Source organism: Streptomyces sp. NBC_01750, assembly GCF_035918095.1.
GTDB lineage: Bacteria > Actinomycetota > Actinomycetes > Streptomycetales > Streptomycetaceae > Streptomyces.
In genome coordinates this window covers 2,052,327-2,072,230 of sequence record NZ_CP109137.1, presented here as the reverse complement: position 1 = coordinate 2,072,230, position 19,904 = coordinate 2,052,327, and the positions used below count along the sequence as shown (strand labels likewise).

21 protein-coding genes and 1 pseudogene are annotated in these 19,904 nt (G+C 70.8%); 17 read left to right on the top strand and 5 right to left on the bottom strand.

From position 1 onward, the window contains the following. Positions 1-66 precede the first annotated feature (66 nt). From OG966_RS09350 to OG966_RS09290, 13 genes are all read left to right on the top strand, one after another. Positions 67-693 carry an NUDIX hydrolase gene (locus OG966_RS09350; protein ID WP_326648993.1) on the top strand — a complete coding sequence of 209 codons (627 nt, stop codon included), beginning with the start codon at positions 67-69 and terminating at the stop codon, positions 691-693. Positions 694-854: 161 nt separating this feature from the next. Next, positions 855-2,885 carry a tetratricopeptide repeat protein gene (locus OG966_RS09345; RefSeq protein WP_326648991.1) on the top strand — a complete coding sequence of 677 codons (2,031 nt, stop codon included), beginning with the start codon at positions 855-857 and terminating at the stop codon, positions 2,883-2,885. A gap of 144 nt (positions 2,886-3,029) precedes the next feature. Next, on the top strand, positions 3,030-4,145 hold the full coding sequence (gene ald / locus OG966_RS09340; RefSeq protein WP_326655142.1) for an alanine dehydrogenase: 1,116 nt from the start codon (positions 3,030-3,032) through the stop codon (positions 4,143-4,145). A 382-nt stretch (positions 4,146-4,527) separates the two neighbouring features. Then, positions 4,528-5,673 (top strand): ParA family protein, encoded by a 1,146-nt coding sequence (locus tag OG966_RS09335; RefSeq protein ID WP_326648989.1) that lies wholly within the window; start codon positions 4,528-4,530, stop codon positions 5,671-5,673. After that, complete coding sequence (locus OG966_RS09330; RefSeq protein WP_326655141.1) at positions 5,670-6,251, top strand: hypothetical protein; 582 nt, start codon at positions 5,670-5,672, stop codon at positions 6,249-6,251. The genes OG966_RS09335 and OG966_RS09330 overlap by 4 nt, the downstream gene beginning before the upstream one ends. 387 nt (positions 6,252-6,638) lie before the next feature. Beyond that, positions 6,639-7,748 carry a segregation/condensation protein A gene (locus OG966_RS09325; protein WP_326655140.1) on the top strand — a complete coding sequence of 370 codons (1,110 nt, stop codon included), beginning with the start codon at positions 6,639-6,641 and terminating at the stop codon, positions 7,746-7,748. Positions 7,749-7,780: 32 nt separating this feature from the next. Next, positions 7,781-8,347, top strand: a complete 567-nt coding sequence (gene scpB / locus OG966_RS09320; protein ID WP_326655139.1) for an SMC-Scp complex subunit ScpB — start codon at positions 7,781-7,783, stop codon at positions 8,345-8,347. After that, positions 8,347-9,495 carry a pseudouridine synthase gene (locus tag OG966_RS09315; RefSeq protein ID WP_326648987.1) on the top strand — a complete coding sequence of 383 codons (1,149 nt, stop codon included), beginning with the start codon at positions 8,347-8,349 and terminating at the stop codon, positions 9,493-9,495. Before scpB ends, OG966_RS09315 begins: the two co-directional genes overlap by 1 nt. 125 nt (positions 9,496-9,620) lie before the next feature. Further along, complete coding sequence (gene pnuC / locus OG966_RS09310) at positions 9,621-10,274, top strand: nicotinamide riboside transporter PnuC (protein WP_326648986.1); 654 nt, start codon at positions 9,621-9,623, stop codon at positions 10,272-10,274. Continuing rightward, a complete protein-coding gene (locus OG966_RS09305) occupies positions 10,271-11,383 on the top strand; it encodes an AAA family ATPase (RefSeq protein ID WP_326648984.1) in 1,113 nt (370 codons plus the stop codon). Before pnuC ends, OG966_RS09305 begins: the two co-directional genes overlap by 4 nt. After that, positions 11,380-12,099 carry an NUDIX hydrolase gene (locus OG966_RS09300; RefSeq protein WP_326648983.1) on the top strand — a complete coding sequence of 240 codons (720 nt, stop codon included), beginning with the start codon at positions 11,380-11,382 and terminating at the stop codon, positions 12,097-12,099. The genes OG966_RS09305 and OG966_RS09300 overlap by 4 nt, the downstream gene beginning before the upstream one ends. A 5-nt stretch (positions 12,100-12,104) precedes the next feature. Then, positions 12,105-13,127 carry an ADP-ribosylglycohydrolase family protein gene (locus OG966_RS09295; RefSeq protein ID WP_406733916.1) on the top strand — a complete coding sequence of 341 codons (1,023 nt, stop codon included), beginning with the start codon at positions 12,105-12,107 and terminating at the stop codon, positions 13,125-13,127. Positions 13,128-13,130: 3 nt separating this feature from the next. Further along, on the top strand, positions 13,131-13,883 hold the full coding sequence (locus OG966_RS09290) for a nucleotidyltransferase domain-containing protein (protein ID WP_326648980.1): 753 nt from the start codon (positions 13,131-13,133) through the stop codon (positions 13,881-13,883). Here OG966_RS09290 and OG966_RS09285 read toward each other — a convergent pair. From OG966_RS09285 to OG966_RS09265, 5 genes and pseudogenes are all read right to left on the bottom strand, one after another. Continuing rightward, positions 13,815-14,563: pseudogene (locus OG966_RS09285) on the bottom strand (nucleotidyltransferase domain-containing protein). The gene OG966_RS09290 and the pseudogene OG966_RS09285 sit on opposite strands and share 69 nt — an antisense overlap. A gap of 23 nt (positions 14,564-14,586) precedes the next feature. Next, entirely contained in the window at positions 14,587-15,048 is a 462-nt protein-coding gene (locus tag OG966_RS09280) for a Rieske (2Fe-2S) protein (RefSeq protein ID WP_326648979.1), read from the bottom strand. 10 nt (positions 15,049-15,058) lie between these two features. After that, entirely contained in the window at positions 15,059-15,664 is a 606-nt protein-coding gene (locus OG966_RS09275) for a DUF6529 family protein (RefSeq protein ID WP_326648978.1), read from the bottom strand. An 8-nt stretch (positions 15,665-15,672) separates the two neighbouring features. Further along, the gene (locus tag OG966_RS09270; RefSeq protein WP_326648977.1) at positions 15,673-16,332 is read right to left on the bottom strand and encodes a hypothetical protein; all 660 of its coding nucleotides are present in this window, start codon (positions 16,330-16,332) and stop codon (positions 15,673-15,675) included. A gap of 82 nt (positions 16,333-16,414) precedes the next feature. Beyond that, positions 16,415-16,747 (bottom strand): DUF952 domain-containing protein, encoded by a 333-nt coding sequence (locus OG966_RS09265; protein ID WP_326648976.1) that lies wholly within the window; start codon positions 16,745-16,747, stop codon positions 16,415-16,417. Between the two features lie 219 nt (positions 16,748-16,966). Here OG966_RS09265 and aroH point away from each other — a divergent pair, with 219 nt between their 5' ends. The 4 genes from aroH (at position 16,967) to OG966_RS09245 (ending at position 19,877) form a co-directional block, all read left to right on the top strand. Further along, positions 16,967-17,329 carry a chorismate mutase gene (aroH, locus tag OG966_RS09260; RefSeq protein ID WP_326648975.1) on the top strand — a complete coding sequence of 121 codons (363 nt, stop codon included), beginning with the start codon at positions 16,967-16,969 and terminating at the stop codon, positions 17,327-17,329. After that, on the top strand, positions 17,326-18,411 hold the full coding sequence (locus OG966_RS09255) for a prephenate dehydrogenase (protein WP_326648973.1): 1,086 nt from the start codon (positions 17,326-17,328) through the stop codon (positions 18,409-18,411). Before aroH ends, OG966_RS09255 begins: the two co-directional genes overlap by 4 nt. A 141-nt stretch (positions 18,412-18,552) precedes the next feature. After that, a complete protein-coding gene (cmk, locus tag OG966_RS09250) occupies positions 18,553-19,236 on the top strand; it encodes a (d)CMP kinase (protein ID WP_326648972.1) in 684 nt (227 codons plus the stop codon). Then, on the top strand, positions 19,194-19,877 hold the full coding sequence (locus OG966_RS09245; RefSeq protein WP_326648971.1) for a lysophospholipid acyltransferase family protein: 684 nt from the start codon (positions 19,194-19,196) through the stop codon (positions 19,875-19,877). Before cmk ends, OG966_RS09245 begins: the two co-directional genes overlap by 43 nt. The last annotated feature ends 27 nt before the right edge of the window (positions 19,878-19,904 follow it).

The following is a 19,904-nucleotide window of genomic DNA, read 5'->3' as shown; positions in this document are numbered from 1 at the left end:
GGTTGCCGGGGTAGGCGTTCTCAGGGACGCGTACCCCGGTTTCTGCTTGTGGTGTGGAGGACGTACATGGAGCTCAAGGACACCCCCGAGGAATGGCCGGTCATCGCGACCGCGACGCCGTTCAGGGGCAACAAGACCAGCGTCCGCACCGACGATGTGGTCATGCCCGACGGCACCGTCGCGCGCCGCGACTACCAGGTGCACCCCGGTTCCGTGGCGGTCCTCGCGCTCGACGAATCCGGGCGCGTCCTCGTACTGCGCCAGTACCGGCACCCCGTGCGCCACAAGCTCTGGGAGATCCCGGCAGGTCTGCTCGATGTGCCGGGCGAGAACCCGCTGCACGCCGCACAGCGCGAACTGTACGAGGAGGCGCATGTCAAGGCCGAGGACTGGCGGGTACTGACCGACGTCTACACCACGCCGGGCGGCTGCGACGAGGCCGTACGGATTTTCCTCGCCCGCGATCTGTCGGAGGCTGAGGGAGAGCGCTTCGAGGTCTCCGAGGAGGAGGCCGACATGGAGCTGGCGCGGGTCCCGCTCGAAGATCTTGTCCGCGATGTGCTCGCCGGAGATCTGCACAACAACTGCCTGGTGGTGGGCGTGCTGGCGCTGACCGTCGTGCTGAACGGCGACGGCGTTGACACACTGCGTCCGGCCGGGGCGCCGTGGCCGGCGCGCCCGTTCGAGGCCTGAGCGATTCCTGGTCGGACAATCCGCTGATCCGATCGGGCGATGCCACCGCCGCGCTCTGCCGGCTCTGCCGCGATCGTTGCAGAGCGTGAACTACGCTCGGATCGCCCGCGCGGAGTCCCTTGCGGGCTCGGCTCGTGCGCGGACTGACGGGAGCGTGGCCCGTGACGGATCAGGCGGTGGACGTGGGCGGCCAGGCCGAGGCGCAGTCGGGCCGATTCTTCGGGCGCCAGCGCGAGTTGAGGTCCCTACGGGCCGATATCGAGCGGGCCGGTCTGGACACCATCTCCGGGCGCAAGGCTCCGCGTGCCCGGGTGCTGCTGATCGCCGGGCGGCCCGGTTCCGGGCGCACCGCGCTCGCCGAGGAACTCGCGCGCGAGGTCGCCGCCGACTACCCCGACGGGGTACTGCGGGCCCGGCTGACCGAGCCGGGCGGGCGGCGGGTCCCGATGGAGCGGGTGGCCCGCGAACTGCTCGACTCCCTCGATATCGCATCGCCGCCCGGCGCCGGCGAGGACGAGCTGACCTGGATGGTGCGCGAGGCGCTCACCGTACGCCGGATGCTGCTGCTCCTCGACGACGCCGGGGACGCGGAGCAGGTCGACCCGCTGCTGCCCGACAACCCGGACTGCCTGGCCGTGGCCGTGGCCGAGGGCCCGCTCACCGGCATTTCCGATGTACGGCCGTGCACGCTCGGTGGCATGGACGCCAAGGCCGCGATCGAGCTGCTGGGCACCTTCACCGGATCGGTGCGGATCACCGTGGATCCGCAGGCTGCCGAGTCCATCGCGGAGGAGTGCGGCGGGCTGCCCACCGCGCTGGTCCTGGTGGGCGGCTGGCTCGCTGCCCGGCCGAGGGCATCGGTCGCCGATGTGGCCAAACGGCTGCGGGCGCTGCCGGACGACGGCGAACAGCCCAAGGTCGGCCGCCCGCTGGCCCGTGCTTTCCGGCTGGTCTATGAATCCCTGCCGCCGTCGGCCGCCGGGATGCTGCGAATGCTGTCGCTCGCGCCCGGCGGGATCGCCGACGCGCACACCGCGTCCGCGCTGGTCGGCTGTTCGGTGCAGTCTGCCGAAGCGACCCTCGACGACCTCGCCGACCTGGGATTCCTGCGCTCCGCCGGTGACTACTACGAGCTGCCGGGTGCCCTTCTGCCGCTTGCGCGCACCCTGATGCGGGCGCACGACCGCCCGGCCGATGTGCAGCTGGGCCGGGCGCGGATGCTGGAGCGGACCGTACGGCAGCTGCATTCCTGCCGGGCGATCACCGAGCCTGACGGCTCACCGGCCCGCAAGAAGCTGGCCGGTCTGCCGCGCGAGCTGCGGTTCTCCACCGCGCCGGCCGCCGCCGAGTGGCTGGCGATCCGGTTGCCCGCCCTGCTGGCCTCGGCGCGGATCGCGGTCGAGGACGGCGGGCTGGACACCTTGGCGCGGCGGCTGGTCGCAGCCCTGGTCCGGGCGCTGGCCGCGCATCGCGGCACGGAGGACGCGGCTCCCGAGCTGTACGGACTGCACCAACTGGTGCTCGGCGTGGCCGAGCGCCGCGGGCTGCACCGTGAACAGGCCGCAGCCCTGCTGAATCTTGCCGATCTGGACGTATCGACCGGCCGTACCGAGGAGGCGCTGGCCCGCTACCGGGCGGCCCTGGACGCCGGACGTGCCGCGAACGATCCCTACGCGACCGGCCGCGCGATGGAATCCGTGGGGGGTGCCTACCAGGAGCTGGAGGACTGGCAGCGGGCCGCGGACTGGTACGGCCGGGCGCTCGCCGAGCGGCAGGCGCGCGGCGAGCGGGCCGACGAGGCCCGGCTGTACGGCCGGCTGGGTGCCGTGCACACCTATGCGGGGCGCTACGGCGAGGCGCTGCGCAACTGGCGGGCGGCGGTGGCCGGCTACCGAAGGCTCGGCGATCTCCCGTCCCGGGCACGGGCGTTGAGCGAGGTGGCGCGCGTACAGGAATACGCGGGCCGGCCGGAGGAGTCCTTGCACACCTGTCATGAGGCGGTGGAGCTGGCTCGGCAGACCGGGGACGCACGGTTGCAGGCAGCGTTGCAGCTCAGGCTGGCCGACACCCTCGGACGGCTCGGCGACCCGACAGCCGCCAGGCTGCACCGCGCCATGGCCGAGAGGCTGCTAGGGCCAGAGGACACTGAGGGTTCTACCTACGAAATCCGCAGCGCTTCAGCCGAAGATTAATGCTTTGTAAGGCTAGACAGCGCGAAGTCCTTCATTAGACTGGCTCCGCCACATGTTCTCGTGGTGTCTTCCGGTACGCCATGCGTATCCGGGTATGTATGGCATTGCCCCCTTATACCCCCAGAGCCAAGGACCGTGATCGACGTGAAGGTCGGCATCCCCCGCGAGGTCAAGAACAACGAGTTCCGGGTGGCGATCACCCCCGCCGGTGTGCACGAGCTCGTGCGCCACGGCCACCAGGTCTTCATCGAGCAGAACGCCGGTCTCGGCTCCTCGATCACGGATGACGAGTTCGTCGCCGCCGGCGGGCAGATCCTGCCCACCGCCGACGAGGTCTGGGCCACCGCCGACCTGTTGCTGAAGGTCAAGGAGCCCATCGCCGAGGAGTACCACCGCCTCCGCAAGGACCAGACCCTCTTCACGTACCTGCACCTCGCCGCATCCCGCGAGTGCACGGACGCGCTGCTCGAGTCCGGCACCACCGCCATCGCGTACGAGACCGTGGAGACCGCCACCCGCGCGCTGCCTCTCCTCGCCCCGATGTCCGAGGTCGCCGGCCGTATCGCCCCGCAGGTCGGCGCGTACCACCTGATGCGCCAGGCCGGCGGTCGCGGCGTGCTGCCCGGTGGGGTCCCGGGTGTCCACGCGGGCAAGGCCGTCGTCATCGGCGGTGGCGTCTCCGGCTGGAACGCCGTGCAGATCGCGGTCGGCATGGGCTTCCACGTCACGCTGCTCGACCGGGACATCAACAAGCTGCGCGAGGCCGACAAGATCTTCGGCACGAAGGTGCAGACGATCGTCTCGAACGCCTTCGAGCTCGAGGCGGCGGTCGTCGAGGCCGACCTCGTCATCGGCGCCGTTCTCATCCCGGGCGCCAAGGCCCCGAAGCTGGTCACCAACGAGCTCGTCGCCAAGATGAAGCCCGGAAGTGTACTTGTCGACATTGCAATCGACCAGGGTGGCTGCTTCGAGGACTCGCGTCCGACCACCCACGCCGACCCGACCTTCGTGGTCCACAACTCGGTCTTCTACTGCGTCGCCAACATGCCCGGCGCGGTGCCGAACACCTCCACCCACGCGCTCACCAACGCGACGCTGCCGTACATCGTGGAGCTCGCGAACCGTGGCTGGGTCGAGGCGCTGCGCCGTGACCCGGCGCTGGCGCTGGGCCTCAACACCCATGACGGCCAGGTCGTTTACGGCCCGGTCGCGGAGGCCCACGGCCTGGCCAGCACCGAACTGAGCACGTTGCTCGGCTGACGCGTCAACGCGGCTCGTCAACATCATGCCCGCGGCCGGACCTTGCCGAGCAAGGTCCGGCCGGATGTGTATCCGACCGCTTTTGCGAGACTCGCTCAACTCGCCTCGAACGTAACCCTTTAACCGTTTCGCACACCCTCGAAACGTGCGGGCCTGGTCATGCCCGGAGTCCGGAGCACCCTTGACAGAAGGGTGTTCGGTTGCCGACACATCGGGCCGGGTCCGGCGGATTGTGTTGCTGCGGACCGGTGACACGCCATAGAGTCGCCAACCGTCGGCATGGTGCCACGCTGACCTATCGATAAGTTTCCTGGTCACGTCCAAGGAGGTAAGACGACTTGTGAATGAGTCGACATTTACTCCCGGGGGTGGTCAACCGGGAATGCCTGCGAGGGGCCGGGTCCCGTCAACAGAGCAGTCCGGGCTCGAGGCTGTCGGCTCTGTCGCTGTCCGAACCTTCGCGACACAACCGCACACGACGCACATGACGACAGCCCACACGATGAAGATGATGGACGGCCAACACGTGAACGCCATGGCCGGCAACGAGAGTGGCCGAGAGTCCACCCACTTCGCCGCCTACCAGGAAGTCCCCGAGGGGCACTTCTACGACCCCGATGCCGAGTACGAGCCCGACCCCGAGTACGCGGCCACGCTCGCCCCTGACGCCGCGCGTCAGCGCCGCGAGCGGATCGGCCCCACCGGGCGGCCCCTGCCGTACTTCCCGATCCCGGGCCCGCTGACCGATCACGGTCCCGCGACGATCATCGCGATGTGCAACCAGAAGGGCGGCGTCGGCAAGACGACGTCGACCATCAACCTGGGCGCCGCGCTCGCGGAGTACGGACGGCGTGTGCTGCTCGTCGACTTCGACCCGCAGGGAGCCCTGTCGGTCGGCCTCGGCGTCAACCCGATGGAGCTCGACCTCACCGTCTACAACCTGCTCATGGAGCGGGGCATGTCGGCGGACGAGGTGCTGCTGAAGACCGCCGTGCCCAACATGGATCTGCTGCCGAGCAATATCGATCTCTCGGCCGCGGAAGTGCAGTTGGTGAGCGAGGTCGCGCGCGAGTCCACGCTGCAGCGTGCGCTGAAGCCGCTGCTGCCGGACTACGACTACATCGTGATCGACTGTCAGCCCTCGCTGGGACTGCTCACGGTGAACGCGCTGACCGCCGCGCACAAGGTGATCGTGCCGCTCGAGTGCGAGTTCTTCGCGCTGCGTGGTGTGGCGCTGCTGACCGAGACGATCGAGAAGGTCCAGGAGCGGCTCAACCCCGACCTGGAGCTCGACGGAATCCTCGCCACGATGTACGACTCCCGTACGGTGCACAGCCGGGAGGTGCTGGCGCGGGTGGTCGAGGCGTTCGACGATCACGTCTACCACACGGTGATCGGCCGGACCGTGCGCTTCCCGGAAACCACGGTCGCCGGTGAGCCCATCACCACATACGCGTCGAACTCCGTCGGCGCCGCCGCGTACCGTCAGCTCGCCAGGGAGGTGCTCGCCCGGTGTCACGCCGAGTGAGTCTGCCCGGGGCCGACGAACTGTTCCGTACCACCGGGGGCATGGCGCTCCAGTCGTCGTCCCCGCGGCGGCAGGCGAACGGCGAGGCGAGGGTGCCGGCGCCGGCGGGTGAGAGCGATCCGGTCGGGGAGGGGGCGGCTGAGCCGTCCTCGTCGTCCGGGGCCTCCTCTTCCTCGCAGGAGCACTCCGCGGCGGACGCGGACGCCCCGGCGGGAGGACGCAGCCGGGGCGCGGAGGCCGGCCAGGCCGCGCCGGCCGGCGGTGCCACGGGCCGCCGCCCGCAGGACGCTGCCGCGTCCGGAGCCGCCGCCGTGTCGCCGACCGGACAGACGCGCCGCCGGCAGCGCGGCGCGAACCGCCGGCCCAGTGGCCGTGAACGGCACGACGAGAAGATCACGGTCTACGTCTCGGCCGAGGAACTGATGGACCTCGAGCACGCGCGGCTGGTGCTGCGCGGTGAGCACGGGCTGGCCGTCGACCGCGGGCGGATCGTCCGCGAGGCGGTCGCGGTGGTGCTGGCGGATCTCGAGCAGCGCGGCGACGCGAGCATTCTCGTGCGACGCCTTCGCGGCCGCTGACGGTAGCCTGCGCGCTGCCCTGCCTGCTCCTTTTGCCCCTGGACCGCGATGCCGCCGACCGACGACTCCACCCGCCCGCCCCGCCGCTCCCTGGGCCGCGGTCCCGGCACGGACCGGGGCGGGTCGCCTGCGCCTGCCGTGCCGGTGGAGGAGCGGCTGGAGGGGGGCGGTGCGGACGGGGACCGGGCAACGGTGGCGCCGGGTGAGCCCACCGCGCCTCTTTCCGCCGCATCGACAAGCGGCGCTGCCGCGGGCGCGGACGAGCCCCAGGACCCCGGCAGCCCGCTGCGCGGGGACGACGGCCCCTCCGGGGGGCCGGAGGCGGTCGCCGAACCGGTGACGGCCTCGGAGCCGGGCCGGGGTGAGGCCGAGGACCCCGGCAGCCCGCTGCGCGGCGGCGACGGCCGTGAGCCGAAGACTGCTGTCGCGGCCCCCACGCCAGGCAGGGCGGACGCCGCCCGTCTTCCGCGTGGGCCCGAGCCCGCGCCGGAGGCCGGGCCGGTTGCCGACGGGGGCGGGGATGAGCCCCCCTACGAGGTCCCGGACCCCGGCAGCCCGCTGCGCGGCGGCGAGGGGCGTACCGCCGTGGCGGCCGAGGCTGGGCAGGCAGCGCCGCAGGCCGCCGCCCCCGCGGTGTCGGCAACCCCCTCCGCGGAGCCCGCGGCCGCGCCCCCGACCCCCGACGACGGGCGGTTCAAAGTACGGCTCGCCAACTTCGAAGGGCCCTTCGACCTTCTCCTGCAGCTCATTTCCAAGCACAAGCTCGATGTGACCGAAGTCGCGCTCTCCAAGGTCACCGATGAGTTCATGGTGCACATCCGGGCCATGGGGCCCGACTGGGATCTCGATCAGACCACCGAGTTTCTCGTCGTGGCCGCCACACTGCTCGACCTCAAGGCCGCGCGGCTGCTGCCCGCCGCCGAGGTGGAGGACGAGGCCGACCTCGCGTTGCTCGAGGCGCGGGATCTGCTCTTCGCGCGGCTGTTGCAGTACCGCGCGTACAAGCAGATCGCCGAGATCTTCAGCGCGCGGCTGGACGCGGAGGGCAAGCGGTACCCGAGGACCGTCGGGCTCGAGGACCATCACGCAGAGCTGCTGCCCGAGGTCGTCATCAGCGTCGGCGCCGAGGGCTTCGCCAGGCTCGCTGTGAAGGCGATGCAGCCCCGGCCCAGGCCGCAGGTGTACATCGACCACATCCACGCGCCCCTGGTGTCCGTGCGCGAGCAGGCCGAGGTGGTCGTCGCGCGGCTGCGGGAGGCCGGTGAGGTCAGCTTCCGCGAGCTCGCCGCCGACGCACCCGACACCCTCACCGTCGTCGCCCGCTTTCTCGCGCTGCTCGAGCTCTACCGTGAGAAGGCCGTCATCCTGGAGCAGGAGGACGCCCTCGGTGAGCTGATGGTGCGCTGGGCCGGCGGCGGGGACGCGGAGCGGCCCCTGGTCACCGATGAATTCGATCAAGAGGTTCGCGAGAACCAGGAGCAGGAGGGGAACGCGTGAGTGATCTCAAGCCCGCGCTCGAAGCCGTTCTCATGGTCGTCGACGAGCCGGCCACCGAGGAGCACCTGGCCAAGGTCCTGGAACAGCCGCGCAGGGCTGTCGCCGACGCGCTGCGGGAGCTCGCGGACGAGTACACCGTCCAGGGCCGCGGCTTCGAGCTGCGGCTCGTCGCGGGCGGCTGGCGGTTCTACACGCGGGCGGAGTACGCCGATGCCGTCGAGCGCTTCGTTCTCGACGGGCAGCAGGCGCGGCTCACCCAGGCCGCTCTGGAGACCCTCGCGGTCGTCGCGTACCGGCAGCCGGTCAACCGGTCACGCGTCTCCGCCGTGCGCGGAGTGAACTGTGACGGCGTCATGCGCACCCTCCTCCAGCGCGGTCTGGTCGAGGAGGCGGGCGCGGAACCTGAAACAGGTGCGATCCTGTACAGGACGACGAACTACTTTCTGGAGCGGATGGGCCTGCGCGGCCTGGACGAGCTCCCGGAGCTCGCGCCCTTCCTCCCCGAGGCAGAAGCGATCGAGGCCGAGACGCAAGAGGGTGTGCCGTCGTTCGATCCGGACGCACCGGACACCGACGCAGACGACAAGACGGAATTTTGATGCGAAGCAGCGGCAGGAACAGCGGAAGCGGCAACCGGGACCCCCGGGGCGCCGGCGGCAACCGGGACTCCCGGAGCGCCGGCGGGAACCGGGACTCCCGGGGCGCCGGCGGGAAGGGGCGCGACGACAAGCAGGAACAGCGCCCCCGCCGCCCCCGGCCCGAGGAGCGCCGCTACGACGTCGGCGGCAGCCAGGGTTCCGAGGGCGGCAAGTCGGGTGGGCGCGGCGCGTCCGCCCGCGGCGGTGCCAAGGGCGGCCCGAAGGCCCCGCAGGGCGGCGGCAGGGCCGGTGCCCCGCGCCGCGGCCCGCACGGCCAGCGCGAGTCCCGTCCCCGCGAGCTCGACGCCAAGATCGAACAGCGCAACCGCGACCGGTACGCCGACAAGCCGCAGATCAAGACGCCCAAGACTTTCCCCGGGGCCGAGCAGGAGGGCGAGCGCCTGCAGAAGATCCTCGCCCGGGCCGGCATGGGCTCGCGCCGCGCGTGCGAGGAACTGATCGAGCAGGCCCGTGTCGAGGTCAACGGCGAGATCGTCCTCGAGCAGGGCAGGCGCGTCGACCCGCAGAACGACGAGATCAAGGTGGACGGCCTGACGGTCGCCACGCAGTCGTACCTCTTCTTCGCGCTCAACAAGCCCGCCGGTGTCGTCTCCTCCATGGAGGACCCGGACGGTCGGCAGTGCCTGGGCGACTACGTCACCAACCGCGAGACCCGGCTCTTCCACGTCGGACGACTCGACACGGAGACGGAGGGCATCATCCTGCTCACCAACCACGGTGAGCTCGCGCACCGCCTGACCCACCCCAAGTACGGGGTGAAGAAGACCTACCTCGCCGCGATCCAGGGACCGCTCCCGCGTGACCTGGGCAAGCGGCTCAAGGACGGAATCCAGCTGGAGGACGGCTACGCCCGCGCCGACCACTTCCGCGTCGTCGAGAACACCGGCAAGAACTACCTGGTGGAGGTCACCCTCCACGAGGGCCGGAAGCACATCGTCCGTCGCATGCTGGCCGAGGCCGGCTTCCCGGTCGAAAAGCTCGTGCGGGTCAGCTTCGGCCCGATTGCCCTCGGTGACCAGAAGTCCGGCTGGCTGCGCCGGATGACCAACACCGAGGTCGGCATGCTGATGAAGGAAGTCGGTCTGTAGAGACCCCCGTTCACTGGGCGAAGCCCGCGGTCACTCTGACCGCGGGCTTCTCGCATCTTGTGTGAACAGCCTTGTGGGACCGGCCGTTCACCTTTATAGTCAACTTGACCATAAAGGAGGCGGGTGTGAGTCTCGCGGATATCCTCGAACCCCTGCAGCAGCCGCTGTTCACCGTTCTCGACACCCCGGTGAGCTGGACCGAGGTCCTCGGCTTCGGCAGTGGCGCGCTCTGCGTCTGGCTCGTCGCCCGCCAGCACATCGCCAACTGGCCGATCGGCATCGCCAACAACCTCTTCTTCATTCTTCTCTTCACCCAGGCCGGCCTGTACGCCGACGCAGGCCTGCAGGTCGTCTTCATCACCCTCGCCGTGTACGGCTGGTGGACCTGGACCCACGGGGGTGGACCAGGTCCCGACGGACTACCGGTGCGGCGCACCACGCGCACCGAGTGGACGTGGCTGCTCGCGGCGGGGGTGGTGGGGACTCTCGGGCTCACGCTCCTTCTCGACAGCGCCACCGATTCGAGCGTCCCGTTCTGGGACGCGCTCACCACCGCCCTGTCGCTGACGGCGACGTACGGGCAGTGCCGCAAGCGCCTCGAGTCCTGGTGGCTGTGGATCGCGGCCGACGTGGTCTACATCCCGCTCTACGCCTACAAGGAGCTCTATCTCACCTCCCTGCTGTACGTCGGCTTCATGACCCTGTGCGTCATCGGACTGCGCAGCTGGTCCCGCGATCTTGCCGCGGAGCGGCGGGAGTTGGCGGAGGCGACCGCATGAACCTCCACCGGCACGGTCTGGTGCTCGGGAAGTTCTATCCGCCGCACGCCGGACACCACCATCTCGTACGGACCGCGGCCGACCGCTGCGAGCGGCTGACCGTGCTGGTCTGCGCCGCCTCGGTGGAGTCGATTCCGCTCGCCGACCGGGTGAGCTGGATGCGCGAGGTGCATCCGGACGTACGGGTCGTGGGAGCCGTCGACGACATCCCCGTCGACCTGCACGACCCCGGCGTCTGGGAGGCGCACATGGCCATCTTCCGCACCGCCGTCCCCGAGCCGGTCGACGCCGTCTTCACCTCGGAGCCGTACGGCCGGGAGCTCGGCCGGCGCTTCGGCGCCGAGTCCGTGTGCGTCGACCCCGACCGCACCGTCTTCCCGGTCTCCGGCACGGCCGTCCGCAAGGACCCCGTCGGCTGCTGGGACTTCCTGGAACCGCCCGTGCGCGCGGCGCTCGCCCGGCGAGTGGTGGTGCTCGGCGCCGAATCCACGGGAACCACGACGATGGCCTGGGCGCTCGCCGAGCACTACCGGCACCGCGGCGGCGTCTGGACGCAGACGCGCTATGTGCCCGAGTACGGGCGGGAGTTCAGCGAGCACAAGCTCGCCGAGCTGCGCGCCGGGCGGCCGGGCGCCGGCTGGGACGAGGTGGAGTTCACCTCGGAGGAATTTCCGCTGATCGCCCGACGGCAGACGGAGCTGGAGGACGAGGCGGCCAGAGCGGGATCGCCGGTGCTGTTCTGCGACACCGACGCCTTCGCCACCACGATCTGGCACGAGCGTTATCTGGGCGGCCCGAACGAGGAGGTGGCGCGGATCGCCGCGCGCGGACAGCAGCATCTGTGGCTGCTCACCGACCACCGCGGCGTCGGCTTCGAGGACGACGGCCTGCGCGACGGAGAGCATCTGCGGCCCTGGATGACCGCCCGCTTCGCCGCGGAACTGGCCCGCACCGGACGCCGGACCGTCGCGCTGACCGGCCCCCACGAGCAGCGGCTCGCCACCGCCGTCGCCGCTGTGGACGCGCTACTCGGCGAGGGCTGGGACCTCGCCGACCCTCTCCCTACGCCCTGCGGGTGTGGTGGGACCGCCGTCCCGGAGAATCGATGAAGGACTACGACCCGGGTGCCTTCCCGCCCTTCGCGGTCACCGTCGACCTCGCCGTCTTCACCGTCCGCGAGGGCCGGCTGCATGTCCTGCTCGTCGAGCGGGGCGAGGACCCGTACAAAGGTGCCTGGGCGCTGCCCGGCGGCTTCGTACGGCCCAAGGAGTCCGCCGGTCTCGCCGCGCGACGTGAACTCGCCGAGGAGACGAGCCTGTCCCAGGACACCGTCGCCGGCCTCCACCTGGAGCAGCTGCGGACCTACAGCGATCCCGACCGCGATCCCCGGATGCGTGTCGTCTCCGTCGCGTACACCGCGCTCGTACCGGATCTGCCGGAGCCACGCGGCGGAGGCGACGCGGCTCGCGCTCAGTGGATGCCGCTCGACCCGGCAGGCCGGCTCGCCTTCGACCACGACCTGATCCTCGCCGACGCACACCACAGGGTCGGCGCCAAGCTCGAGTACACCTGCCTCGCCACCGCCTTCTGCCCGGCCGAGTTCACCCTCGGGGAGCTCCAGCAGGTCTACGAGACCATCTGGGGTGTCGAGCTCGACCGGCCCAACTTCCGGCGCAAGGTCCTCACCACGCCCGGCTTCGTCGAGGCTGCCGAGGGTCCGCCGCGCCGTACCGGCGGCCGTGGGAAACCGGCCGCGCTGTACCGGGCGGGTGCCGCCTCCGCCCTGCACCCTCCACTCCTGAGACCGGAAGGACGGCACGCATGACCACCATGAAGACCACCAGGACCATCACCAAACAAGCAGCCACCGGCTCGCTGATCGGGCTCGCGCTCGGGGACGCGCTCGGCTACCCGACCGAGTTCAACGATGTGCCGCAGATCCTCGCGAAATGCGGGCCGTGGCGCGGGATGAACCTCCCCAGGCCCGCGATCGTCTCCGACGACACCCAGATGACGCTCGCCCTGGCGCGCGGGATACGCACCGCGATGGACAGCGGACTGCTCGTCGCCTCCCGGCTGACCCGTCCGGTACGCGAGGAGTTCGTCCACTGGTACCACTCCCCGGAGAACAACCGTGCCCCCGGCCGCACCTGCCTGGTCGCCTGCGAGAAGCTCGACAGCGACCTGCCCTGGCAGGTGGCCAGCCAGATCGGTTCCAAGGGCTGCGGCGCCAATATGCGGGTCGCGCCGGTCGGACTCGTACCGGGGCTGAGTGAGGAACAACGTGCGGGCGCCGCTCAGTTGCAGGCGGCTCTCACCCACGGCCACCCCACCGCGCTGGCGGCGAGCGACCTCACGGCCCGCGCCGTGTTCCTGCTGGCGCAGGGCGCGGAGCCGATGGGGCTGGTCGGACAGCTGCGCTCGTACGCGTACGAGAACCGCGGCCGCTACTACCACCACTGGCTGGGCAATCTCTGGACCTACTCGCACGACCCGACGCCCGAGGCGTTCATCGCACGCGGCTGGGACGAGTGCCTGCAGGTCCTCGAACGGCTCGCCGGCGCGCTGCGCGACCCGCAGCCGGAGGTCGACCCCTGTCTGGCGACGGGCGACGGATGGATCGCCGAGGAGGCGCTCGCCACCGCCCTGCTCTGCTTCCTGATGTTCCCCGAGCAGCCGGCGACGGCTCTGCGCAGGGCCGCCTGCACCAAGGGCGACTCGGACTCGATCGCCTGCCTCGCCGGGGCGTTCGCCGGCGCGCATCTGGGAGCCGGCGTCTGGCCCAAGGAGTGGTCCGAGCGGATCGAGTACCGCAGCGACCTGATGTCGCTGGGCGCCCTCTGGGACTCTTGATCCATGACTGATCCGCTGGACATGGAACTCGGCCCCGTCGTCGCCGAACAGCCCGACCCGCTTCTGTTTGCCACCGTCTCCGGGGCGCATCTGTACGGATTCCCGTCCCGGGATTCGGACGTGGACCTGCGGGGGATCCATCTGCTCCCCGTGGAGGAGCTGCTGGGGCTGAGGGAGCCGGAGGAGACCCGGTCCCGGATGTGGGACCGGGACGGCGTCGAGATGGATCTCGTCACCCACGACGTACGCAAGTTCGTACGGCTGATGCTGCGGCGCAACGGATACGTACTGGAACAGCTGCTGTCGCCGCTGGTGGTGCACACCTCGGACGCCCACACGGAGCTGGCGGAGCTCGCCCCGGGCGTGCTCACCAGCCACCACGCCCACCACTACCGGGGATTCGCGAACACCCAGTGGCGGCTCTTCGAGAAGACCGGCGAGCTCAAACCGCTGCTCTACACCTTCCGCGCGCTGCTCACCGGTATCCATCTGATGCGCAGCGGCGAGGTGCAGGCGCATCTGCCCACGCTGCTCGGGGAGGTCGACGCCCCGGGCTATCTGCCCGGCCTGATCGCGGCCAAGGCGCACGCCGAGCACGGTCCGGTGTCGGGGGTCGGCCTGGAAGACGCGCGCGCCGACGTGGACGCGCTGCACGCCGTGCTCGACGAGGCGCGGCTGGCCTCGCGGCTACCCGCCGAGCCCACCGCCTATGAGGCGCTGCGCGAATTCGTCGTCCGCATACGCCTGGAGGGCTGAGTTCCTGCGCGTACGGAACAGGAAGTCCTCGACCCGAGGCCGGTCCGGCCCGGGCGGCAGGGGGAGCCCGGCGCCGCGGCGTCGGCCTCCTCGAAGAGGCGAGTCATCCACGCCTCGACCTGCGGCCACGGCACCTCGCCCCGCCTGACCTCGAGCAGCCGCTCCCGGTCGGCACCGACGTCGATCACCAGCACGCCCGTACGCAGCAGATCGCGACAGGCGCCGAGGAGACGCAGCAGGTGCATGGCGTGCTTCCAGCGCGGCGCGCCGTGCTGCCTGACGTCCGCCGCCAGCTTCTTGCGCTGGCCGATCGCATAGCGCGCGAAGGTCTGGTGGGCCGCACGGGAGAGGAACGCCCCCCGCAGGTCGAGCAGTTCACGGCCGGTGTCGTCGATGTGCTCGACGAGCGGGGAGTGCAGGCACTCCAGGACATTCGGGTTGGCGCGCAGCGCGAGCTCCAGGAAGCGTTCCAGCTCCCAGGAGAACTGCTCGGGTGCCGGTCCCTCGGTATGGGTCGGGGGCTTGTCGAAGCGCCAGTAGAGCGGGGCCGGGGCGAGGAAGATCCCGCGGCGGTCGGTGTCGCTGCCGTCCGTGGCCAGCCCGAAGGCGCGCGAACCCATCACACAGGAGTAGATGGTGCGGTCGCGTACGAGTGCTTCGGAGGCCGGTTCGGGAGGCATGCGCGAGAGGGTACGCGAGCGGGTCAGGTCAGCATGATGCTGTCCCCGGAGACGGTGATCTGCTTCGGCGGCAGCGGCCTGGGCGCGGGGCCGTCGATGACCTCGGCGCTCTCGACGCTGAACTTGCTGCCGTGGCAGGGGCAGTCGATGGTGCCGTCGGCGACCTTGTCGACCAGGCAGCCCTGGTGGGTGCAGACGGCCGAGAAGGCCTTGAAATCGCCCGACGTCGGCTGCGTCACGACGACCTTCTGGGCGTCGAAGATCTTTCCGCCGCCGACCGGGATGGCGGAGGTCTGGGCGAGTTTCTCGCCGGCCGGTGCCGAGCCCTTCGGCGGCTCGTTCGTCCCGCCGGTGTCAGGCGCTGCCGACGTCGACCGGTCGGCGGCGGAACCGCCGCCCTCGTCGCCGTACTTGCTGCAGCCGGTCACCAGCGCGGCCGCGCCCCCCGCGCCCGCAGCCAGCACCGTACGTCGCGGAGTCTCCATGGCCGTCTCCCTATGTCGTGACCCCGACCGTGCGGAAGAACCACAGCGCCGAGGTCAGCCAGATCACCGTGAGCGCCGTAAAGGCGGCTCCGCCGACGACCGGCAGCAGCCAGCCAGGCAGCCGTTCCGTTCGCAGCAAGAGCATCTTGGCGCTGAAAGCGCCGAAGAAGAAGCAACCCAGCAGCGAGTGCCACATCACGCGCGTGCTGTACGTCTGATAGCCCAACGCGTACAGGCAGTGGACGGCCACGGGCACGGCGAGCAGGAAGGCGATCCGGCCCGACCAGCGGTGCAGTGCGGGGGTCCAGGAGGCGCCGCGTACGCCCGGCAGCCTGCCGTACATCGCGAGCGCCGAGCCGATCTGGACGACGGCGAAGGCGAAGGCCGCCGTGCCCAGCCAGGACTTGACGGCCCCGGTGCTGCTGAAGCCGGCGATGTTGAAGGCCGTGCCCGCCGGATCGTGCACCTTTCCGTAGGCCCCGAGACCCACCGCGACCGCGGCGGCGACGAGGGCGGGGACGAGGAAGCGTGCCGCCCCCGGGTGCGCGTGGCTGTCCGGGTTCGCCGGGAACGAGGTGGTGCGGGCGTTGGGGTCGATGGGGGGACCGAAACTCATGACACACCTCAGGGAACGACGGGGCGGGCGGTGAGCCGGGTGCCGTCCACCACGACGGCGCCGGATGCGGGGTCGATCCGGGGCGCGGCGACGGGCTTGCCGTCGCGGTTGAGAATGCCGACCTGGCGGCCGTCCGGCAGGACGATCCAGCCGCCGTCGATCTTCGCGCCGCGCACCTCGGCGGTGGCGCGGTACAGGCCGGACGGCCTGACCGCCTTGGCGGCCGTGAACTTCCAGGTCCGGTCCCGGATTCCGACCGTACCGTCGATCTTCCCGGCGCGCAGAACGCCGTCGAGACGGGCGCCGTTCGTGCCGGTCAGCCGCATGCTGCCGTCGTCCTCGACATCGCCCTTCAGCCAGGACTCCTGGCTCCTGCCGTCACAGAAGTACCCGATCGCTTTTCCGTCGCGTACGGATACGGAGACGGCGGCGGTGTCGTCGGCCGTACGGCCCGCGTAGTCGGAGTCGGGCGCCGGGGTCGGCGTGGGGGAGGGGGCCGCGGGCGGCGTCGTGCTCGTGGCGGGTGTGGATGCGGGAGCGGTCGGCGTCGGTGTGGCCGCGTCGGACGAGGACTTGGCCTTCGTCCCCGTCGTGGCGTTGAGCGAGAGCATGAAAATGCCCAGCAACAGCCCGGCCAGCAGTGTGAACAGAGGTCCTGAGGGCTTCATGGGCGGCCTTCCCCGGTGGGCAGGGCATGCGCAGACCACCATGCAACTGCACCCGCAGCGCCGCGTCCAGTCGTACGCTGCTTCACGCCCAGGGCGTGAGCTCCCGCGCATGGCCGTCCGTGTCCCGGCGCACCGCGAGCACTCCGGTAACGGCCGCCCGCTCGACCGGCCCGTACACATGCGGGAAGAGCATGTCCTCGGAACCCTCCCAGCGGACCTCGGAGCCGAGCGCGGTCTCGTCGATCAGAAGCACCAGCAGGTCGGGCACATCGCGGAACAGGCCGTCGGCGATGGCGAGGGCGGCCGGCTCGTCGGGCGAGCAGTGCACGAAGCCGTCGGTGGTCAGCGAGGACGGGGCGTACGGACGGTCCACGTCCGCCGTCCACTCGTCCACGGGCACGACATGAAAGAGCATGCCGTCAGTTGTAGCGCAGGGCCGTCGCGCGCCGGTTCGCCCAAGTGGCGGTGCGGTCCGATGTTCATCAAGTGGCGGCGGGCCCGACGCACGGACGTACGCGACTGTCGGCGGTGTCCGCCCTCTTTGGGCGCTCCGTCTCGGAGGGCGGTCGTCGCGGCCGTGTGCCCCGGCACCTGACTACGCTGAATGGAGCACTCGCACATTAAGGAGCACGACGTGGCGGTACGAGCGGTCCGTGGAGCCGTCCAGCTGGAACGGGACGAGGCCGGACACATGGACGAGCAGGTCAGCGAGCTGCTCACCGCCATCCTGGAGCGGAACGGACTCGGCGCGGACGATCTGATCAGCGTCTGGTTCACGGCCACGCCCGATCTGCACAGCGACTTCCCGGCGGCCGCGGCGCGCAAGCTCGGCATCGTCGACGTACCGCTGATCTGTGCGCAGGAGCTGGACATCGTCGGAGCCATGCCGCGCGTCGTACGGATACTCGCGCACGTAGAGTCCGAGCTGCCCAAGTCAGAGATCGCGCATGTGTACCTCGGTGCCGCGGCCGCCCTCCGCAAGGACATCGCCCAGTGAGAACCGCCGTCGTGATCGGAACCGGCCTGATCGGCACCTCCGCGGCCCTCGCTCTGGCGGGCCGCGGAGTCGCCGTGCACCTCGTCGACCACGATCCGGAGCGGGCCCGCACCGCCGCGGCGCTCGGCGCCGGGACGGACGAGCCGCTGGAGGGACGGGTCGACCTGGCGATCGTCGCCGTACCGCCGGCGCATGTCGCCACCGCGCTCGCCGAAGCGATGCGCAGCAAGATCGCCCGTGGCTACCTGGACGTGGCGAGCGTGAAGGGCGGGCCGCGCCGCGAGCTGGAGGCGCTCGGCCTCGACCTGAGCGGCTACATCGGTACGCACCCGATGGCGGGCAAGGAGCGCTCGGGGCCGCTGGCGGGCACGGCGGACCTGTTCGAGGGCCGCCCGTGGGTGCTCACGCCGACGCGCGACACGGACACCGAGGTCCTCAACCTCGCCCTGGAGCTGGTGGCGCTCTGCCGTGCCGTCCCGGTTGTCATGGACGCCGACGCGCACGACCGGGCGGTCGCCCTGGTCTCGCACACGCCTCAGCTGATCTCCTCGATGGTCGCCGCGCGTCTTGAGGAGGCGGACGACACGGCGGTACGCCTCTGTGGCCAGGGCATCCGCGATGTCACGCGGATCGCGGCCTCCGACCCCCGGATGTGGGTCGAGATCCTCTCGGCGAACCCGGGCCCGGTGGCCGATGTACTGGCCGGGGTCGCGGCGGACCTGGACGAGACGGTCCAGGCGCTGCGGGCCCTGCAGTCCTCGGACGAGTCCAAGCGCCAGGGCGGCGCGGAGGGCATCGAGGACGTCCTGCGCCGCGGCAACGCGGGCCGGGTCCGGGTCCCCGGCAAGCACGGCCAGGCCCCGGCGTCGTACGAGATCGTGGCGGTCCTGATCAGTGACCAGCCGGGGGAGCTGGCCCGTATCTTCGCGGACGCGGGCCGCGCGGGCGTCAACATCGAGGACGTCCGTATCGAGCATGCGACGGGCCAGCAGGCGGGCCTGGTCCAATTGATGGTGGAGCCGACGGCGGCGACGGTCCTCACGGCATCCCTGCGGGAGAGGGGTTGGTCGATCCGGCAGTAGTGGTCGGCCCGGTATCGGCCGGGCTGTCGGTGCCGGCTGCGTGCGGCTCCGCCATCCGTGTGTAAGGACGGTGCTGAGTACTCGGTAACCTTATGCGGGGCCCTCTGGCATTTCCGCCGGCCCACTCCGCGTACCAGGAAGGTGTCCGACACCGTGGAATCCGTGATCGTCGCCATCGATGGCCCCTCCGGCACGGGCAAGTCGAGCACCTCCAAGGCCGTCGCCGCCGCTCTGGGGCTGAGCTACCTGGACACCGGTGCGCAGTACCGGGCGATCACCTGGTGGATGATCAGCAACGGCGTCGATGTCCGGGACGCCGCCGCGATCGCCACCGCCGCGGCCAAGCCCGCCATCGTCTCCGGCACCGACCCCGCCGCCCCGACCATCACCGTCGACGGCGTGGACGCCACGGGACCGATTCGCACCCAGGACGTCACCGCCAAGGTGAGCGCCGTCAGCGCCGTGCCCGAGGTACGGGCCCGGATCACCGAGCTGCAGCGTTCCATCGCAGCGGCCGCCGAGAAGGGCATTGTCGTCGAGGGACGCGACATCGGCACCACAGTCCTCCCCGACGCGGACCTGAAGATCTTTCTGACCGCTTCGCCGGAGGCGCGCGCCGCCCGCCGCTCCGGTGAGCTGAAGGGCTCCGACGTCGTGGCCACCAGGGAGGCCCTGATCAAGCGGGACACGGCTGACTCCAGCCGTAAGACATCCCCGCTCGCCAAGGCGGACGACGCGGTCGAGGTGGACACCACCGACCTGAGCCTGCAGCAGGTCGTCGAGTGCGTCGTCACCCTCGTCGAGGAGAAGCGGGCCGCCCGGTGACCGTATCGTCCGAGAAGGGCGCGGCGATCGGCCGGAGAATCGGCATCGGGCTGATGTACGGGCTGTGGAAGCCGCGCGTGCTGGGCGCCTGGCAGGTTCCGGCGGCCGGGCCGGTGATCCTCGCGGTGAACCACTCGCACAACATCGACGGGCCGATGCTCATGGGCACCGCTCCCCGTCCCGTGCACTTCCTGATCAAGAAGGAGGCGTTCATCGGCCCCCTCGACCCGTTCCTGCTCGGAATCGGTCAGCTGAAGGTGGACCGTTCGACCGCCGACCGCACCGCCATCACCAACGCGCTGGGCGTGCTGGAGAACGGCGGAGTCCTCGGGATTTTTCCCGAGGGCACCAGGGGCGAAGGCGACTTCGCCTCGCTCCGCGCAGGGCTCGCCTACTTCGCCCTGCGCAGCGGGGCGCCGATCGTCCCGGTGGCGGTGCTGGGAAGCACCGAGCGCCGCGGACGGTTGATCAAGGTGCTGCCGCCGCTGCGCAGCAAGGTCGACGTCGTCTTCGGCGAGGCCTTCGAAGCGGGCGACGGCAGCGGCCGGCGCACCCGCAAGGCGCTGGACGACGCCACCGTACGGATCCAGGGACGGCTGACCGCCCATCTGGAAAACGCCAGGCGCCTCACCGGGCGCTAGGCGAGACTTGAGTAGTGGGCCGCGGAA

Excerpts from the sequence above, each read along its gene's own strand:
- OG966_RS09350 (WP_326648993.1), top strand. The coding sequence starts at position 67 with ATGGAGCTCAAGGACACCCCCGAGGAATGGCCGGTCATCGCGACCGCG.
- OG966_RS09335 (WP_326648989.1), top strand. The coding sequence starts at position 4,528 with ATGCCTGCGAGGGGCCGGGTCCCGTCAACAGAGCAGTCCGGGCTCGAG.
- scpB (WP_326655139.1), top strand. The coding sequence starts at position 7,781 with ATGGTCGTCGACGAGCCGGCCACCGAGGAGCACCTGGCCAAGGTCCTG.
- OG966_RS09315 (WP_326648987.1), top strand. The coding sequence starts at position 8,347 with ATGCGAAGCAGCGGCAGGAACAGCGGAAGCGGCAACCGGGACCCCCGG.
- OG966_RS09305 (WP_326648984.1), top strand. The coding sequence starts at position 10,271 with ATGAACCTCCACCGGCACGGTCTGGTGCTCGGGAAGTTCTATCCGCCG.
- OG966_RS09300 (WP_326648983.1), top strand. The coding sequence starts at position 11,380 with ATGAAGGACTACGACCCGGGTGCCTTCCCGCCCTTCGCGGTCACCGTC.
- OG966_RS09295 (WP_406733916.1), top strand. The coding sequence starts at position 12,105 with ATGAAGACCACCAGGACCATCACCAAACAAGCAGCCACCGGCTCGCTG.
- OG966_RS09290 (WP_326648980.1), top strand. The coding sequence starts at position 13,131 with ATGACTGATCCGCTGGACATGGAACTCGGCCCCGTCGTCGCCGAACAG.
- OG966_RS09280 (WP_326648979.1), bottom strand. The coding sequence starts at position 15,048 with ATGGAGACTCCGCGACGTACGGTGCTGGCTGCGGGCGCGGGGGGCGCG.
- OG966_RS09275 (WP_326648978.1), bottom strand. The coding sequence starts at position 15,664 with ATGAGTTTCGGTCCCCCCATCGACCCCAACGCCCGCACCACCTCGTTC.
- OG966_RS09270 (WP_326648977.1), bottom strand. The coding sequence starts at position 16,332 with ATGAAGCCCTCAGGACCTCTGTTCACACTGCTGGCCGGGCTGTTGCTG.
- OG966_RS09265 (WP_326648976.1), bottom strand. The coding sequence starts at position 16,747 with ATGCTCTTTCATGTCGTGCCCGTGGACGAGTGGACGGCGGACGTGGAC.